The sequence below is a fragment of the Acetobacterium bakii genome (genome assembly GCF_001263355.1).
Taxonomy (GTDB): Bacteria; Bacillota; Clostridia; order Eubacteriales; family Eubacteriaceae; genus Acetobacterium; species Acetobacterium bakii.
Genome location: NZ_LGYO01000033.1, coordinates 11,971 through 31,545, shown reverse-complemented (window position 1 = coordinate 31,545; position 19,575 = coordinate 11,971). Strand labels below are relative to the sequence as shown.

Below are 19,575 nucleotides of genomic sequence, written 5' to 3'. Positions count from 1 at the left end.
TCTTTTGATGTCATTATTCTATGCCATACTTGATCTTTTTTTGATTATATATTAATAATTCTTTCTGTTCAATATATTTTTTTGCCTTATAATCACTTAAGTGCTTTCAATATTCCACAAAAATAAATAAAAACTAGTACAAGAGCAAATTTATTCATGTAATATCGAAACAAAAACAGCCAGCTTAGCCGGATCTTTGATCCCCGACCAATACTGGCTGTTTTTTTCTTTTACTAAGCCTAAATGTAGTGAACATCCAATCTGGATCTGGTTTCTTTTGCCATTGACTACTGTTTTTTCCTATTCTTCTGTAATCTCAATGGTTTTAGACCCACTAATACCCGTCAACTCATTTACTGCTGTTACAATCACTTTCCCTGCTCCTTTTGCTGTCAATAAACCCGATGATGGTTCAATTGCAGCCAATTCCTCAATGTCTACTTCACTGTTTTCCGATTCCACCTTCCAAACGATACTTTGATCCGCAGCATTTATTGGATCTGCCAGAGCAATTAGCTGAAGTGCACTTCCTTTTGCAACAGTATCAACATCATTCTCTGTGGTGATACTAATTGATTGCAACGCGATCGGACCGCCAATGACAATATATGCATGTCGACTTTCAAGCACCTGCCTGTCATCACCTTTTCTGAGGCAGGCATAAGCAGTAACAATCATTTCCGTTTTCAGGCTTTTATCCGTCACTTTAATCTCAAATGTTCCCGTCTGATTTGCCGCCAGCTGATCTTCCCCCAGTTCTGAACCCAACAGGTCTGACAAATTAATATATTGCCCCATTTCATCTGTAAATGAGCTCCTGTTCACTTCAATCGAATCTCCAAATGCATTCACAGTCACTTCTTCATTTTCTTCCATAGGCCGCGATAAACAAATCCACGCGTCTGAATGATAACCATTCAAGCCAGCCTTTGCTTCCTCACTTAAATTGCCGGCATAAGACACATAAAACGTATTAACTTCCGCCCTCACCTTAAACGCTTCAGTGTAAGCCGCAACAGCTTTCTCAAAAGCCTGGGATTTGACTTGTATTGCTTCCATTTTATCAAGATACCACATCTCGTCGACTTTCACCAGAATGGCATCTGACGTTATCGTTATATCCGTTTTCAGGCTTTTATCCGTTACCATGATGTCAAATCCACCGCTTTGATTGGCAGCCAGCTGGTCATTACCCAGAGTTAGTCCCAGTAACTGGGATAATCTGATTTGGGTGCCATCCGGCTCTGATAACATACTGCTGTTCACCGTCACATTATTCCCAAAAGCATTAATCAATATTTCTTCGCCGGCAACCAACGGTCGACTCAGATAAATCATTGCATCCGAATAAAAACCATTCAAACCAATCTTGGTTTCCTCACTTAAATTGCCAGCATAGACTACATTAAATGCATTATCATTCACCGACACTGTCAGTGCATCGCGGTAAGCAGCAATTGCATTTTCAAAAATATGAGATGTAAGGCGTAGCCCTACCCCTTTATTAATGAATTGAATCTCGCCGCCTTTCACTAGAATGGCATCGGCAGATATCGTCAGATCTGATTTCAAACTATTGTCCATGACGGTGAGGTCAAACCCGCCGCTTTGATTGGCGGCCAGTTGGTCATTACCCAGGGTTAGTCCCAGTAACTGGGATAATCTGATTTGAGTACCATCTGACTCTGTTACCAAACTGCTGTCCACTGTCAAATTATTCCCAAAAGCATTAATCATCACTTCTTCTCCGGCAACCAACGGCCGACTCAGATAAATCATTGCATCCGAATAGTACCCTTCTAAAGCTGCTTTCACTTCATTACTCAATTGCTCCGCATACGTAACAGAGATTTTATTCTCACCTGTTGTTAAGGTGAGATTATTTTGGTATGCTTCCATAAATAATGGATACAAGGAAAAACCAATTCCGTTATTATCACGATATACCCATGTTCCGTCACCTTTTAAAAGTCCCTTCCAGGCCGCAACACCAATTGGCGATTCCAGATTTTTTTCTGTGAAACTTATTTGAACATTTGCCGTCTGGTTTGTTGCCAGTGGGGCGTTATCGGGAGAAATACCCAACAATTCCGTGAGCCCTATTCTATTACCTGCAGACACTGTAAAAGTACTTTTCGTAATGACCGCTTCCTTTCCATAAGCACTCACTTTAATCGATTCACCGGTCTCCAGTGATCGATCAAGAGAAATCTCGGTATCCCCATAAAGTCCAGCCAGGTTCGAGATATCATCCGGTGATAATCCACCCTTATGGGTAATTGAAAAGCCTTCACTGCTATTCGTAAGGATCTCCACCGAATCATCATAGGCATCAAAACCCTTTGGATTGATTGACATCCCGGTATACTTATCCAGATATTCAATATCACTATTTTTCACAAGAATGGCCCTGGCAGATACATTCAGTTGTTTTTCAAGGGTATTATCTTCAATTGCGATCGCAAACGATCCCTCCTGGTTCACCGCCAGGTTTGTCTCACCCAATTCAATACCCAACAGTTTTGATAGACGGTAGCATCTCTTGTCAACATCTTCAGCTGTTGTAATGTTCGTAATAATAACGTCTTGACCAAAAGCATTAACCGTCACCGTTTCATTCTCCTCAAGGGCTCTGTCCAGATAAATCTCAGCATCCGAATAATAGTCATTCAGTTTTTCCTGATCCCCAGGAGACAAGATACCTGAGTAATTCACTAAAAACTTGTTACCTTCGGTACGCAATTCGATGCTATCCTCATAAGCTTTAAAACTCGGCTGATAAAGTGATAAACTAATTCCATTATGAAGATAAACACATTCATCATCATTTTTAACCAGAATCGGATTTGCATAGACACCAATGTTGCGATTTAAACCCTCTGGCGAGCAAATAATTTGATCATCACCGAATTTTGATGCCGCCTCTTGGGTGATGCCCATCAGTTCAGATAGTTTAATCTGAGTTTGATTATTCATCTTCTCTTTAGTGAGTATCGTTGTTTTTCCCAATGCCGATACTGTAATGGTCTCATTCTCTTCCAGATCACGGGTAAGATAAAGCAACACATCTGCCTGATACCCTTTTAAGCCCGTTTTATCAGATTCTGAAAGATTGCCATCATAAGAAACAATTATTTTTGAATCATCAGCAGATACAGAAACCGTATTCATATAGTCTTCCATCCATGTTGGATATAGGGACGTACCATTTGCTTTCCCTGTATCGATTATTTCTGCATTTCCCTTAGCCAAAATAGCCTCGGCCCATATATAATTAGTTGAATTTAATTTGATATCTTTCAAACTGATCTTTTGATCACCCTGTTGGTTCGCTGCCAGGTTGTCGGGACCCAAAACAACATTCATCAATTTAGATAAGCGGATCTCCGTTTTCTCTGCATTCTCCATAACCGTACTGCTGGTCAAGGACATCTCTTTTCCCAGTCCAGAAATGGTGATGGATTCGTCTGCTTCCAACGCACGATTAATGTGAATAACCGTATCTGTATAATAACCGGCTAAGCCCTGTTTTTGTACTTCTGTCAGATTACCCGCATAATTGAATAAGAATTCGGAATTCTGGTAATCAACAGTGATCATATTAGAATAGGCATCCAACCAGAAAGGTAGTAACTTGAGTGCATATGCATTTGTAAAATTCTTAAAATACTCCTCACCATTTTTGCTTGTGCAGGGACAGACCGTAACATATCGTTCGATTTTTGTACTGATATCTTTGACGGTAATAATAATTGTCGAATTCTGATTTTGAACCAGATCACAATCAACTAATTTACGGCCTAGCAGTTTAGATAGCAAAATTTCTTTTCCTGCGAAGTCTTTATTGGATACTTGTTTTGTAGCACCGGCTACCGTTAATTCCAAAACTTCACCATCCGACAAAGGCGTATCGATTTTGATTACCAAATCTGCATACAATCCACTTAAAAGATTTTTTTGAATCTCTGTCAACTGGTCCGGATATGTCACAGTACATGTATTATCTTCAAGACTCAAATTTGGAGTATAGGAAAACAATGCTTTCATATATTCATTTGCCTGCACATCGTCTTGTGCACGCTTAATGCCTTCAGTCAATGCCGCCTGAATTGCAGACTTATTTGCAAAATCATCCTTCTCAAGCAGAGATTGACTTACAATAGATTTACCCATATAATCCAATTTTTCAAATCCTGTCAAATTCAATTTCAAGGCATTTTTCATTACTAATTCCAAAATAGCGACATTGTTGTTAGCATTATTAAACTCCGCAACGATCAAGTCTTCAGCCGATGGATCCGATGGTGTGGGAGTATCCGAACCAATGACATTTAGGTTAAACCTGGTTTTCTCATTTCCTAAGCCTCCTCCTCTAAATGCAATACTTGATGGACCAAGAATATTGCTGCTACTATTATCGACAATATCTTTTACCAGATCGGCCGGGATATCAAATGTAATTAAACCCACTTTTCCTGCCGTACCAATTGCCTCACTGGACGGCTTAATGATCACAGCCGATCTATCATTTTGATCAACCTCAATTGTTCCGTAAGAGGTATTCGTTCCCGGTATTAAAATTTTCAACTCTTCATCAACTGATACCGGTTCATTCATTTGAACACGGATTTGACTGGTTTTTGAATTTTCAAGAACATCAATCCCAAAAATTCCATCACTATTCTGTACTGCTTCAATCGTTTTACCTTCAACCTTAGCGGAAATACTTTTAATATACGGATGAATTGAATCTGTTACCTCCACTAAGAATAAATCAAGATAATTGCCATGAATACCTGATAATGAATTCCCATCTAAATCCGTGATTGCGTTTTCCGGTACTGAAAAAGCAAAATAACCCAATTTATCAACCATGGCAATTTCGTCTGATAAGGGTGTTATAAGTAGCTTCGTATGACTTGCATCAGCATATTCGATTTTTCCGTAATCAAATTCCACATTATCAAGCTTTAATCTGACTACCGGGTTCTCATTTAAAACGACTTCTTGATCCATCTCGACAAGAGCATTTTTGATAGTGCAATAGCGTTCAAGAAACAATATACCACTTTTCCCATCAGATTCAATTTTAGTCCCATCATTTAGAGTCACTGAAAGATCTTTTGGTGTCGGACCATTAAATGGTGTCACTGATAATTCGAAATCCAGTAAAGGTTTAGAACCATCTATTCCCTGTACTGAATTCTGGGGTATTGAAAACAAGTAGTCATCCAGTATCGATTCATGATAAGCTGCAATTTTAAGTATTTTGCTGTACATTTTACCGTTGATTTCAGTTGGATTAACCAATTCTAGCGCTCCAAAATAACTGGTATACCCATGTGATGTTAACATGAGTTGTGCTCCACTCTCAACTGTGACAAAATCACTTGCTTCTATCGTGATCTGAGAAATACTAACATGCTTCTCCACAGACAAACTGAACTTTCCATCCGTTAATTGAGCCTCTTTCCCACCCCCATCAACGATTGCGGTCAATTTATCATAAGAAACATTTTTTACAACTGCGGCATTAAAAATAATTTGTTTTTCTTTTACATCAGCATTATGATAACCTGCTTTAATGCCAATCGCTTTAACTGAAATAGTCTCGCCTTCCCGTTTACTTGCTGTTATATTAAACGAAACAGTATATCTTATGGAATCTGATGTTGGATTTGATCCGTCCAGTGTATAGTAGATCTCTGTATCAGAGGTTGTTGTTGTTAAATTTACGATAACCGACCCACTATTATCAATAGATGTCGTTTGACTTGGATTTGTTTGAATTTCAATAGAAGCAACAGTTGGTATTGCAATCGGCGTCGGACTTGGTTTTGGCGGAGCCGGCGGTGTCACAACCGGCGGTACCGTAACCTCTGGCGCCACGACTTCTTCTTTGGGTGCTTGTTCGAAGGTAACATCATCGGAATTGACATTGGCCTTCTCAATGGTTCCTTCACCCTTCATATCAACCCCAGTATTCAGTTCGATATTATTTACTGTTGTTTTCTTGTCCAGGGTAATTTCAGATCCTTTTGCATTTTCCGCCACAACCATATCCTTAATGGTTGTTTCTCCCTGGGTTGAAATCTTTACATCCGGGGCATCGATCTTCACATTCTCGAAGGCGCCTTCCAGAATAATGTCCTCACCCTTTGCGTCTTCCGAAACCACCACTTCCAAACCGGCTGCATTGGTTGCCACGATCCGCACCTGGCCGCTGGACGTCTGCAGAATGGTAATTTTATTGTAGTCGCCGCCATTAATATGGATACTGTTTTTACCCCCACCTCGAATAAAAGTATCCCCATCCACAGTGATGTTGTTCAATGTCACATCCCCTTCACCAACGCCTTCACCAATGGTCAGATTCCCCTTGATATGAAGGTTCTGCAAGGTTACATCTGGCGTATTGATTGAAACATTGTCTTCAACGATTTCAACTCCGGTTTCAGGACCAAAGATTCCAGCTTTGTTATAGATCGTTGTTGGCGTTGCTTTTTTAACAATTTTAACTTGCAGTTCTTCCAAACGCAAACTCGACCCGGTGGTCCCCAGTTCTTCGCCATTTTTAACCCATCCCCAGTCTCCGTCAACCTGGGGAATATTCCCCATATTCTGGACATGTCCGCGGTAGTAGACGTCATAATCCGGTAAATTTTCAAGCCGGATTTTGATCGATTCCACACGTTGACTTTTGCCGGTGGTCCCCGCAAAATTTCCGTTTTTGACTGGTGTCATCCAACCTTCATTTTGAACATGTACTTCATAAACAATGTTCGCCTCTTCCGGCACATTGCCTGTCAGTGCGATCCAGAATCCCTCAGTCCTGAGGCTTTGTCCCCTTGTTCCAAGAGCCTCAGGCCCCATCACCAGGTTTCCCTCGGGTTTTGGCATATTCCCCTGATTCTGGATATGACCCCGGTATGCCACCCCAATTTCCGCTGTTGCTGTTTTATCAGCTAACTCATTAGCCGCAAACACACCGGTAGAGAAAAAAATTGACAGTATCATAATCATAAACAACATTCCAGTTATTATTTTACTCTTGAATTTTTTTTCCATTATTTTTATCACAATTTCCCTTTCATATTTTGAATTGTTTAGTAGAGACTACGATTAAATAAACAGATATGCTTCTTACTTAACTTTTGAAATTTTAACAGATTAGCCTCCTCTACTGCTATTATTTAGAATTTATATCTTTTTTTATGAATTGAACGATTGCTTTAAACTTTAACATAATAAATCAGACAAAACAACGTGTGGCATATCGTGTGCCAAAACTATTTTAATTTTTCAAAAATTGAACAAATCAAATACCATTATTATTATTTGTTTCTTTATTTTAAAATTTTGGTATTTCAATTCCGGCAAAACGACTTCGCTGGTTTGTCTTTAAGCGCCATCCATCACCTCGACTGTCCCTGAAGTTAGTTCAATAATATTTATTAAAAGCGATCTTCCTCAAAAAATAAAAAGGCCTGACTCCGATAAAATATCGGAATCAGGCCTAAGTTGTATATTTTCTATTTTTTCCTCTGTCTATTTGACAGTGACAATTTTAAATCTGTGGTAGCTTTTAAATTTACACATAGTTACTGTTTAATCACCTTGTTCAATTCCCCCTGAATTTCATTCATGAGGTAATCGGTATAGGGAATCTCGGTAAAGAGTCTACCTTCGGTGTAAGGTTTAAGGATAACGGTTGCTTTTTGGGTGGTTTCGGCATTGAGTATTTCGCCAACACCAACATTTTTAAAAGCTGGATTGACTTCTCCGATTGCTTTTAATATTTTTCCCGGGCAGGGGGATCCTAAATCTTTTGATAGGATTTCGGCTATACCCTGAAGCATGTTAATCGTACTTAATTCAAATGGCTTCTCAACTGATTTTTTGACCTTCAGAAGCCGTCCTTCAGTGTTAACAAAGGTTCCATTGACTTCCGGGAAAGCCAACGCCGGCAATACCACATCGGCTTTTTCACAGGCCTGGGTTAGGTGAGTATCCTGAACCATTAAAAATTCATATTGACTGAGGTCGGCATTTGGATCTTCTCCGAAAAGGAGCAATCCTTTGGCTTCTTCCAACACTGACTTTGTATTCACAACCCCAAGTGTATTAAGACCCACGCTATTATTTTTAATAGCTACTCTGAAAATACCACGTCGTGGTCCTTCAGCTTTACCTAAAAGACCGATGATATCCCCAGCCAGGGCTGCTGTTTCAGGCGTTACATATTTATCACCCAGAACAATGATCGGGTTCTTAGCCTTAACAAGTCCCGCTCCGATGACCTCGGCCTCTTCGCAAATATCGAAGCTGTCCAATGAAGCTTTTAAAGCTTCGAGGTTTTGTGCATCTTCATTGATTTTGCCATTTTCTAAAACGTATTTCGTAATTTCTCCCATAAATTCCAGGTCGTCGCATTCGGTGATAAATTCATCCCCGATATGGTCAAAACCTGCTGCATCGGGATTAATCACAAATATTTCCGCTCCATTTTTAGAAGCCTGGGTTAATTTGTATTTGACGATGGGATTATTCACCGGCAGGAATCCCAATACTAGAATCACATCCGCTGATATCAATTCATCCATATCATGAATCTCGTAATCGCCCTTAAGCACTTCGGTTTCGCCTTTAAAGGCATTGCTGAAGCTAAAGGTTTCGGCTCGGAGGGTTTTGGCGAGCTCGGTCATAGTGAAAATTTCTTCATTGGTGTATTTAGGCGAGATTCCCATTTTTAGGCCAGCTACACCATACCGTGCAGTGATACTCTGGGATTTTTTGGCAATGGTCAAAAGGGCATCATACCAACTGACTTCCTCAAGTTCCCCTTGTTTATTTCGAATAAGGGGGGTAGTAATACGGTCTCCCCATTGGACTAAATTGGTGCCAAAGCGTCCGCGCCCACACATAACACCCTGGTTAATTTCTTTATAGTTACCCTGGGGAACAGCTTTGATAATGGTATTTCCCATGGATTCAATGACGGTCTGGCAACCTGCTGAACAATAGCCGCAGGTGCTGTCGGTTTTTTGAGTATTCATGGGGATTTGTTTAATCCCGACCAGACCTTCTCTGAGTGCACCAGTGGGACAAACACTGATGCAGAGTCCGCAGCTCACACAGCCTGATTCAGCCAGTGGCCCTTTTAAAGCCGGTTCGATGGTCGTTTCAAAACCACGGTCGACCAAACCGAGAGCCGAAGCACCGACGATGTCATCACAGACCCGGACACAAAGGCCGCAGGTGATACACTTATTGTTGTCACGAATCACAAAGGGGTGATCATCCTGGATTTTTTGCTCGGGATTGACGCCCTTTATTCGGGCAGGTTTCACATCGTATTCATTGGCATAGGCAAAGAGCTTGCACTCAAAGAAGTCCTGACAACCGCATTCCAGACATCGGCTTGCTTCAGCCACGGCCTGTTCCGGAGTGTAACCTTCAACCACTTCCAGAAAATTATCATTTCTGGCGTCGGGGGTGAGGTGAACCATTACCGGACGCTTATTCTTCTTGATGCTTTCAAGATAATCCTGATCCACATGTTCTTTTTTAACATAGTAAGGCTCCCGATAAGCAATCTCGTCGCCATTTATATAGGCTTCAATGAAAGGAACAGCTTTTTTAGAATCGCCGATGGCTTTGATCAGAATGGAGGCGCCGTCATTAATACAGTCTCCGGCGGCGAATACCCCTTCTAAATTGGTTCTGAAGGTTTTTTCGTCGGCGGCAATAGTATTCCATTTGGTAAGATTAATTTCCTCTAAACCTTTTGGGTTAATTCCCTGTCCGATGGCTAAAATCATCGTATCAATATCAATGATTTCTTCGGCACCTTCGATGGGAACCGGACGGCGTCGCCCGCTGGCATCAGGTTCGCCCAACTCCATTTTCTGAAGTCGTACCTGAACCACTTGACCGTCCTCACCTTTAATAACCTCAATGGGGTTGGTTAGATTCTTGAAGATAACCCCTTCTTCCTGAGCTTCGGTGATTTCAATTTCTTCAGCAGGCATTTCGGCAATGGTCCGTCGGTAAATGTTGTAGACTTCTTTGGCGCCTAAACGCACCGCCGTTCGGCAGGCATCCATGGCGGTATTTCCGCCGCCCACAATGGCCACTTTTTCACCTAAAACAATGGGTTCGTTATTGGCTACCTGCTGGAGCAGTTCGATCCCTCCAATAACGCCTTTGGCGTCAATGCCTTCACAGCGCAGCCCCGTGCTGGTCCAGGCGCCCAGAGCCACAAAAACCGCATCATGGTTTTCGCGAATGCTGTCAAATGTAATATCCTTGCCCACCCGGACGTTATTTTTAAAGACAACTCCTAATTCTTCAATGAGCGCTGCTTCTTCATCTACAATTCCCTTGGGCAGCCGGTATTCCGGAATACCATAGCGCAGCATGCCGCCCATTTTTGGCATGGCTTCGTAAATGGTCACGGCATGGCCGGATTGGATCAGGTAATAGGCAGCGGTAAGACCACCTGGACCGCCGCCAACAATCCCAATGGATTTTCCGGTGGGTTTTTTAACCTCCGGCAAAAACATGTCATGGGTTAAATCGAAATCCGTTGCGAAACGCTTGAGCCAGGCAATCGATATGGGTTCATCCACTTCACCCCGACGACAGGCTGTTTCACAGGGGTGGGGACAGACACGGCCGATACATCCCGGCAGTGGCAATTGCTCCTTGATTAGTTTCAGAGCTTCCTCAAACTCGCCGTTGGCAATAAGTCCCACATATCCCTGACAATCGGTTGTTCCCGGACAGGCAAGCTTACAGGGTGCCACACAATCGCCAATATGCTTGGAAAGCAATAGCTCGAGATTTGTTTTTCGCGATTCGAAAACACGTTCAGTCTTTGTGTTAATGACCATGTTTGGAGAAATTTCAGTGGCACAGGCTTTAAGGAGCTTTGGAATACCTTCCACTTCGACCATACAGAGTCCGCAGGAACCAAAAATTTCCAGCCGTTCATCATAGCAAAGTGTGGGAATGTCGATATTGTTTTCCCGGGCAATTTCTAAAATCATTTGTCCCGGAAAACCGGTAACTTCTTTTCCATCAATATTTAATTTAAATTTTTTCATTTTTCCACTCCTTCCTAGTCCACTAATATGGCATTGAATTTACATGCGGCATAACATTTTCCGCACTTGATGCATTTATCCTGAAGGATATTATGGATTTTTTTCTTTTCGCCTTCAACGGCTTCCACTGGGCATTTCTTTTTACAAGCTCCACACCCGACGCAATTTTCTTTAATAACGCTATAGGTTAACAGCGGTTTACAGCTCTTAGCCGTACATTTTTTATTGTAGATATGATCTTCATATTCGTTTCTGAAATATTTCAGGGTAGTTAACACCGGGTTTGGCGCGGTTTGGCCCAGACCACACAAAGAACCTTCTTTAATTTTATAACACAGTTCTTCAAGCAGCTCAATGTCACCATCGACGCCTTGACCCTGGGTAATACGGTTGAGAATTTCCAGCATCCGCATGGTCCCGATGCGGCAATAGGTGCATTTTCCGCAGGATTCTTTACAGGTGAAATCCAAAAAGAATCGTGCCATATCAACCATACAGGTAGTTTCATCCATAACGACCATGCCTCCGGAGCCCATAATGGCACCGGTTTTGGTAATTTCGGCATAGTCGATTTCAGTATCCAAAAGAGCAGCCGGAATACAGCCGCCCGATGGCCCTCCCATTTGCACGGCCTTGAATTCTTTATTGTTTTTAATACCGCCACCAATTTCATAAATAACATCCCGGAGTTTCAACCCCATGGGAATTTCCACCAGGCCGCCATGAGCAATCTTTCCAGTCAAAGCAAAGACCTTGGTGCCCTTACTTTCTTTGGTGCCAATGGCAGCATAGGCTGCTCCGCCGTTTCTGAAAATCCAGGGGACATTGGCAAAGGTTTCCACGTTATTAATGTTGGTAGGTTTGTTCCAGAATCCCTTTTGGGCTGGAAAGGGAGGTTTTAACCGAGGCATCCCCCGTTCCCCTTCCAATGAGGCAATGAGCGCGGTTTCTTCGCCGCATACGAAAGCCCCGGCCCCGGCTTTTATGCGCAGATCGAAATCAAAACCGGTATCAAAAATATTTTTTCCTAAAAGCCCTTTTTCCCGGGCCTGATCAATGGCCAGCTGCAAGCGAATAATAGCCAGCGGGTATTCGGCACGAACATAAACAACCCCTTCGTTGGCACCTATGGCTTTAGCGCCAATGAGCATTCCTTCGATAAGAGCATGGGGATCACTTTCTAGCACACTTCTATCCATAAATGCCCCAGGATCACCTTCATCGGCATTACAGACCATGTATTTCACATTTCCCGGAGATTGGTAAGCGGCATTCCATTTAAACCAGGTTGGAAAACCAGCCCCGCCCCGACCCTTAAGACCGGCGATTTTAACGGTTTCGATAATTTCTTCAGGGGTTAATTCGGTAAGACATTTTTTTGCCGCAACATAGCCCTGGACGGCCAGATAGTCTTCAATGCGTTCGGGATTAATAATCCCGGAGTTTTTAAGAACAATCCGTTTCTGTTTTCCGATCATGGTAATGTCTGCATCGGTAATCTGTAAATGTTTGACCGCTTGTTTATCCAATATATGCTGTTCAACAATTTCTTTGACATCATCAATGGTTACATTCACAAAGGTGACCTTAATCCCCTCATCGTCAAATACATCAACAATGGGCTCAAGATAGCAGGTCCCAATACAACCCGTTTTATCGATGGGAATATCAAGTCCTTTTATGGCAAAAATTTCTTCAAAGGCATGTTGCACTTTATTAGCTCCCGCAGCAATGCCGCAGCTTCCTTCGCCAATCACTATTTTCATTTTTGATCCTCCATAGTACTATTCTTATCCTTAATTTCCGCCAGAATATTTTTGGCTTTATCCACGGTAAGCTGACCATAGGTATCATCATTGATCATCATCACCGGTGATAGGCTGCAACAGCCCAGACAGGCAACGTTATTTACAGTAAAAAGCCCATCCTCGGTGGTTTCGCCTTCTTCAATATTCAGAAATTCCAAAACGGCTTCCTCAATCATCTTCGCTCCATTGACATGACAGGCGGTTCCCTGGCAGAGCATAATCAGATTTTTTCCAATGGGTTTAAATCGAAATTGGGTATAAAAAGTAGCAACACCATAGACTTTTGCTATGCTATTGGAAGTTTCAATAGCAATATAACGCATTAATTCCACGGATAAAAATCCATAAATCTCCTGGGCCTTTTGTAAAATAGTAATCAGACTTCCCGGGACATCGGCATAGTTATCCAAAACAGGATCCAGATTCTCAAAGGGATTGATTTTTTCATCATGGCAGCCACAACCGCAACCATGTTCATGTGTTTCATGACTCATATAGTAAAACTCCTTTCGAATTCAGCAGACAAAAATATTTGTAATTATTGATTCTTTATAATTATACACTTTTTTTATGAGTAAAAAGAGGGTAATTTATAGTTTTATTTAAACTTTCCCTTATCTTAAAGTAAGGAGTTGGTTTACATACAATAAAGTGCCCGTTCTTGCTGGGTTATTGTTATTCGTGAGTCAAGCTACCCCAAAGGTATTCAACTTAACGAACGACAGTCATAATCAGCAAAAATCGGACACTTTATAAAAACTCCGCAACAATTGCACAAATTTTTTAAATAGTTAAGGTTTTAGCTCCGCGTTGCAGCCCGGTATCCCCTGAACGGACAAATTCCAAAATACCGTAGGGTTCAACCATATTAAAAAAGCCTTCAATTTTATACCGTGTTCCGGTGATTTCAATCACCAGGCTTTCTCTGGCAACATCCACAATATTGGCCCGGAACATATTGGCAATTTCAACAATCTGGGATCGTGTGACATCATCGGTTTTCACCTTGATAAACACAAGTTCCCGAGTAATGGACTCTTCGGGTTTTAATTCAATGACCGTAATGACATCGATGAGCTTATTTAACTGTTTTTTAATTTGTGTTAAAATTTGTTCATCTCCGGTAACGGTTATGGTAATTCGAGAAAATTTTGCATTTTCGGTTGTTCCAACGGTGAGGCTGTCGATATTGTAGCCACGTCTTGCAAAAAGTCCTGAAATACGACTAAGAACGCCAAAATTATTTTCGACGAGTAATGACAAACAGGTTTTTTTCTCCATAGTATCTCCTTATATTCGAATGAAATCGGGATGCACCTGACATTGAATCAGGGTTGGTCCCGGGTGGCTAATCGCTTCGGGCAGAACCTTATTGAAATCTTCATTTTTATCCACCTTAAAGCTTTTAATTCCATAGGCTTCCGCCAGCTTCATAAAATCAATATCAAAATTAATATCCGTTCCACTATAATGCCCTTTTCCGTAATTGTCAAATTGGAGCTGTCGAACCATGCCCAGTTTTGAATTGGTAACCAAAATAATATTCACGTTCAATTGATGTTCGGCAATGACCCCCAGCTCACCCATACTCATTTGGAAACTGCCATCGCCACAGACAATAAAGATCTGCTTGGGCTGATCAAGAGTTGCAAAGGCTGCCCCGTTGGCTGCCGGAATACTGTATCCCATGGTCCCCAATCCACCGGAAGTAAAGTATTTTCGGTCTTTGATAATCCGATAATACAACGCTGACCAGATCTGGTTAAGTCCAACATCCGCAACCACCGTGGCATTATCCGATGTCATTTCAGACATCGATCTGAATAAAACTTTAGGATTGATTAAATCACTACAGGGTGGATCGGCATCATAAATCAGTGGAAACAAATTCTTTGTTTCTGTAATTTCAGCCAGCCATGAACTATGATCCTTTAACGTATCTTTTTGAATGAGATCGGTTAACACTGTTTTAGCGTCCCCTACGATGGGAATATTTGTTTCCATGTTTTTGCCGATTTCAGCCGGATCAATGTCAATGTGAACAAATTCAGTGTTATTTTCAAAACTTGAAAGTTTGGAAGTGGCCCGATTGGACATGCGTGCGCCAACATTGATAATTAAATCTGCCGCATTCATAACCACATTTGAATATTCAAAGCCGTGGCTCCCAACAATGCCGCAATACAACGGGTGATCTTCTGGAAAAGCCCCAATTCCCATGAGTGATGTGATCACCGGAATATTGTTTTTTTCTGCAAAAGCCATGAGTTCCTTTTGGGCGTGGCCTAACACGACACCGCCGCCGGCATAAATAACTGGTTTTTCTGCTTCCTTGATTTTCTTTATGGCTCTTTTTATTTGACCGCTATGGCCGCTGAGGTTCGGCTTATAACCTAAAATATCAACTTTATCATAGGTCAAACCCGTTTTGACATTTTCCAATTGAACATCTCTGGGAATGTCAATAAGCACCGGTCCCGGACGGCCGGTGGAAGCAATATGAAATGCTTCTTTGATGATTCTCGGAATGTCTGCTGCATCCTGTACCAGATAACTATGTTTCGTAAAAGGCGCCGTTGCCCCGGTGATATCCGCCTCTTGAAAGGCATCGGTTCCAATCAGGGCACGATCGACCTGGCCTGTGATCGCCACAATCGGTATGGAATCAAGGTAAGCGGTTGCAATACCGGTGACCAGATTAGTGGCACCCGGACCTGACGTTGCCAGACATACGCCGACTCTCCCGGACTCACGGGCATATCCACTGGCATAATGCGGTCCTGCCTGTTCGTTTCGCACTAAAATATGTTTTATTGGGGATGTTCTGAACGCTTCATATAGAGGTAAAACAGCACCTCCCGGATAACCAAACACATACTCAACATTTTCTCTTTCGAGACACTTTAAAATTAATTTTGATGCTAACAGTGGAATCACTCCCTTTTTTAGTATTTCGAATTATCATATAAAATTTTAGAGGATCTGTCAATGTAATTTTTTTTAATTCAAGTATATTTTCTAAAAAAAATCAGGTCTATCCGCGATAGACCTGATTTTCTTTAAATCATTTTTTATTTGTAAACAATGAGCTTTCCCAGCAACGGTGTTTTCACAGAAATTGCACCTTCCGGACACATTTCCTGGCAACAGTAACAGCGAATACAACGGTTGTAATAATAGAGCGGATAGCGTCGGCGCTTGCGATCCACCATTTTAATGGCTTTTTTCTCCAGCGGACAGCTTTCTTCACAGATTCCACAGCCAATGCACTTGTCCTTATCCACCACTGGTTTTCGTACCAGAAGACCGCGAAGACTTGATAAAGAGCCCAGACCTGATGTCTTTTTTTCTTCAGCTGGTTCCCGGACAACATCAAAATCCGCGTTGAAAAACTGATCGATTGGATCGCCTAAAAGTTCAATTCGATCGAAGGAATAGTTGCCCAGTTCCATTTCTTCTCCAAAAACATTGGTCGGAACAAAGCTGGGTTCCAAATTAATCATTCGGGCAAACGTAGCATCTAAAGCCACGGGATCATCAGAAACCAGCAGAACCTTCATGGGAACAGCTTTTCCGGAGGCCGGGCCGTTTCCTTCCATGGCCATAATTCCATCCATAATAAACAGTCGCAGCTTGGGACTCAGATAGCGATTGAGATCCACCAGCATCTTAGAAAAACTCAACGGATCAGGATAACAGGCATGGGATGTGCCTTTATTAAGTCCGTAAACACATCCAAATTGATTTTTCACAGCTCCGGTAATCCGCGTCAAGCCATGGGTTTTCATTTTCGCCAAACTGATGATGGCATCGCTTTCCAGTACGCCGGTGGCGATTTCAAACCGTTTTTTCACCAGTCCCAGGTAAAAATCCACGGTTTGCCCATGGGTAAAATCAAGCATGGGAACCTTATGTTTATCGGCGATCTCGGTTAGACCGCTTTCCCTGGCAACCCCGGCGGGCGAACCAAATCCCGGCGAATCGCCATAGGCCAAGTCACTCATCCCTGCTTCTTTCAGGATTCGGATCATGGCTTCAAAAACAGCGGGATGGGTGGTAGTGGCTAATTCTGGTTTCTTTGCACGTAATAAATTAGGTTTCAGTAAAATTTTATCCGCCTTTGAAACAAAGGTTTCAATTCCCCCAAGTAAGTCAATGGCGGTTTTCAATTTCTCATAAACCAGATTATCATCATAGGATTCACATCCCATAATCACAACACGCGACTTATTATCTTCCATTTTTTTCAATGCCTCTTTCTGTTATACGAATCTTTTTTTCCTTTAACAATTTACCGACAGCACGTTTGAAAGAACTTTTACTCATGTTTAATTCTTTCATAATAATCTGAGGACTTGTTTTATCATTATAAGGCAACAGTCCCTGGTTTTCATTAATTTTTGTCAGGATTAAAATGGCATCTTTGGGTATTTCTTTATATGATTTTTTATTTGGGGTTAAAACCAGCTTGCCGTCGTTTCGAACTTCCGAGATCCGGGCGTAAACTTTTTCACCGCAAAAAATATCGGTATTGGTATCTTTCATCAGAATCAACCCATGATACATGTTTTCCACGGCCACAAATGCGCCCAATTCAGGATTGATCTGATAGACGTAGCCTTCAACCCACTCACCAATTTTATGAGGTGAATCCACCTTAAGCAGCGGGTAAATTTTCATGGTTACACAGAGGCGATCACTTTTATCTAAATACAGATTAACCAGATAATCCCGACCCTTTGCGATTTTAGTGGTTTGCTCGTTATATGGCAGCAAGAGATCTTTTTCAAGTCCCCACTCCATAAAAGCGCCAACTTTGGTAATATCTGCAACTTTTAAAGTGCCAATCTCACCTAATAATATTTTAGGACGTCGGGTAGTCGAAATTAATCGATCCTTTGAATCCCGATAAATAAATACTTCAATATCATCACCTGGTCTCAGATTCCGGGGAACTTCTTTTTCCGGGAGCAAAACCACATTTTTTTCATCATTTCCATCGTATAAAAAGGCGCCTATAGCTGTAATTCTGTTTATTTTCAGTATTTGGATTTTTCCTGTTTCAATCATTTATTAAACCTCGTTTTTAATTTTTATTCTTTCTTTATTAGTAAGTTGAAAAAAGGGCGTGTTCTTCACACGGCCCCAACCCAACAATTATTTCATGTTTTTTAATTCTTTTCGGTTTTGTTCGACCAGATCGTTCATTTCCTTGAGCTGCAGCTGAAAACTATATAGGAGTTTATCCGCATAACTTTGGGTGCCTATTTTCATTGCTTTTGCACTGGCATTGGCATTTTTCATAATTTCATTGGCATGTGCCGATGCTGTTTTTGTAATCTCATTGGTATCGATTAATTCTTTGAGACGTTTCTCGGCTTCGGCTTTAATATGATCTGCTTCGCTTTGAGCTGCAAACAGAATCTTTTTTCGCTCAGCCACAATTTTTTTTGCTTCTGTCAGCTCCATCGGCATGGCATCTCGAATTTCATCAATAATTTCAATCACTTCTTCTGGATTAATCAATGCCCTAGAGGAAAAGGGAAGTGTATTCCCTTTTTCAATAATATCTTCTAATTCTGCTAATAGTTCTATAACCCTCATCTTATACACCCTTCCTCATACTTTTTTTGGATCGCTTTTTCCACATTTACCGGTACAAAATCAGATACATTCCCCTGAAATTTCACAAGTTCCTTTACTAAGCTAGAGCTTAAATACGAATATTTATTACTTGTCATCATAAAAAACGTTTCAATATTATTATCAAGATGTTTATTTGTCAACGCCATTTGAAACTCATTTTCAAAATCTGTCAAGGCTCGAAGCCCCTTGACAATAATATTGGTTTTTCTTGACCTTACATAATCGATGAGGAGACCGTTACAAGTATCAACTTCAACATTATCTAATCCCTCTAAACTTTCAGCAATCAATTGTGCGCGTTCTTCGCAGCTAAAAAGATAATTCTTGCTTTTATTTACCATGACACAAACAATCAGCTTGTCAAAAACAGTTGCCGCTCGTTGAATGATGTCGAGATGACCTTTGGTGAGAGGATCAAAACTCCCCGGATAAACTGCTATTTTTAAACTCATTTTTCTCCCTACAAAAATAACTTATCTTAGAATTACCATATTTTTTTGTTTTATAACATACTAAATTATTTTTTTCTAATGGCATTATAACAGATTTCTCTGATTCTATCACTACTTTTCCATTCTCAGATAAAATTTCTTTTTCTGAAATCATTTCCAATAACTCACCAAAACTATCACCTTGAATATAGGGTGGATCCATAAAAATAATATCGCAGACGGCCTTATTTTGATGGAACATTTCAATTCCTTTAATGGCAGTGGTTTGAATAATTTTTACTCTGGATTCATATCCCGTAAGGGCAACATTTTTTTTAATAATTTCAATGCTCTCCCGGGAACTGTCGAAAAAATACGCCATTTCAACCCCTCGGCTTAATGCTTCAATGCCCATGGCGCCGCTGCCTCCAAAAAGGTCCACAAAAACTTTGGCATTCCTTAAATCAGCCTGAATGCTGCTGAAAATTGCACCCTTTATCTTATCGGTGGTTGGACGAATCTTATCTCCGGATATACCAACCAAAATTTTCCCCCGCTTCTCTCCTGCTATAACCCGCATTC

11 protein-coding genes are annotated in these 19,575 nt (G+C 41.2%); all 11 read right to left on the bottom strand.

Annotation, left to right across the window (positions count from 1 at the left end; translation table 11 throughout):
* Positions 1–300: 300 nt before the first annotated feature.
* A complete protein-coding gene (locus tag AKG39_RS12780) occupies positions 301–7,068 on the bottom strand; it encodes an FN3 associated domain-containing protein (protein WP_126981281.1) in 6,768 nt (2,255 codons plus the stop codon).
* Positions 7,069–7,601: 533 nt separating this feature from the next.
* Complete coding sequence (locus AKG39_RS12775; protein ID WP_050740789.1) at positions 7,602–11,108, bottom strand: molybdopterin-dependent oxidoreductase; 3,507 nt, start codon at positions 11,106–11,108, stop codon at positions 7,602–7,604.
* A 14-nt stretch (positions 11,109–11,122) separates the two neighbouring features.
* The gene (locus AKG39_RS12770; protein ID WP_050740788.1) at positions 11,123–12,874 is read right to left on the bottom strand and encodes an NADH-quinone oxidoreductase subunit NuoF; all 1,752 of its coding nucleotides are present in this window, start codon (positions 12,872–12,874) and stop codon (positions 11,123–11,125) included.
* The gene (nuoE, locus tag AKG39_RS12765; RefSeq protein WP_050740787.1) at positions 12,871–13,410 is read right to left on the bottom strand and encodes an NADH-quinone oxidoreductase subunit NuoE; all 540 of its coding nucleotides are present in this window, start codon (positions 13,408–13,410) and stop codon (positions 12,871–12,873) included. The genes AKG39_RS12770 and nuoE overlap by 4 nt, the downstream gene beginning before the upstream one ends.
* 289 nt (positions 13,411–13,699) lie before the next feature.
* The gene (ilvN, locus tag AKG39_RS12760; RefSeq protein WP_050740786.1) at positions 13,700–14,197 is read right to left on the bottom strand and encodes an acetolactate synthase small subunit; all 498 of its coding nucleotides are present in this window, start codon (positions 14,195–14,197) and stop codon (positions 13,700–13,702) included.
* 9 nt (positions 14,198–14,206) lie between these two features.
* The gene (gene ilvB, locus AKG39_RS12755; RefSeq protein WP_050740918.1) at positions 14,207–15,844 is read right to left on the bottom strand and encodes a biosynthetic-type acetolactate synthase large subunit; all 1,638 of its coding nucleotides are present in this window, start codon (positions 15,842–15,844) and stop codon (positions 14,207–14,209) included.
* Positions 15,845–15,987: 143 nt separating this feature from the next.
* Positions 15,988–17,157 carry a DUF362 domain-containing protein gene (locus AKG39_RS12750; protein WP_050740785.1) on the bottom strand — a complete coding sequence of 390 codons (1,170 nt, stop codon included), beginning with the start codon at positions 17,155–17,157 and terminating at the stop codon, positions 15,988–15,990.
* A complete protein-coding gene (locus tag AKG39_RS12745; protein WP_050740784.1) occupies positions 17,147–17,986 on the bottom strand; it encodes a CvfB family protein in 840 nt (279 codons plus the stop codon). Before AKG39_RS12745 ends, AKG39_RS12750 begins: the two co-directional genes overlap by 11 nt.
* Positions 17,987–18,073: 87 nt before the next feature.
* The gene (locus AKG39_RS12740; RefSeq protein ID WP_050740783.1) at positions 18,074–18,520 is read right to left on the bottom strand and encodes a hypothetical protein; all 447 of its coding nucleotides are present in this window, start codon (positions 18,518–18,520) and stop codon (positions 18,074–18,076) included.
* The gene (gene coaD / locus AKG39_RS12735) at positions 18,517–19,014 is read right to left on the bottom strand and encodes a pantetheine-phosphate adenylyltransferase (protein ID WP_050740782.1); all 498 of its coding nucleotides are present in this window, start codon (positions 19,012–19,014) and stop codon (positions 18,517–18,519) included. Before coaD ends, AKG39_RS12740 begins: the two co-directional genes overlap by 4 nt.
* A complete protein-coding gene (rsmD, locus tag AKG39_RS12730; protein WP_050740781.1) occupies positions 18,977–19,573 on the bottom strand; it encodes a 16S rRNA (guanine(966)-N(2))-methyltransferase RsmD in 597 nt (198 codons plus the stop codon). The genes coaD and rsmD overlap by 38 nt, the downstream gene beginning before the upstream one ends.
* Between the last annotated feature and the right edge of the window lie 2 nt (positions 19,574–19,575).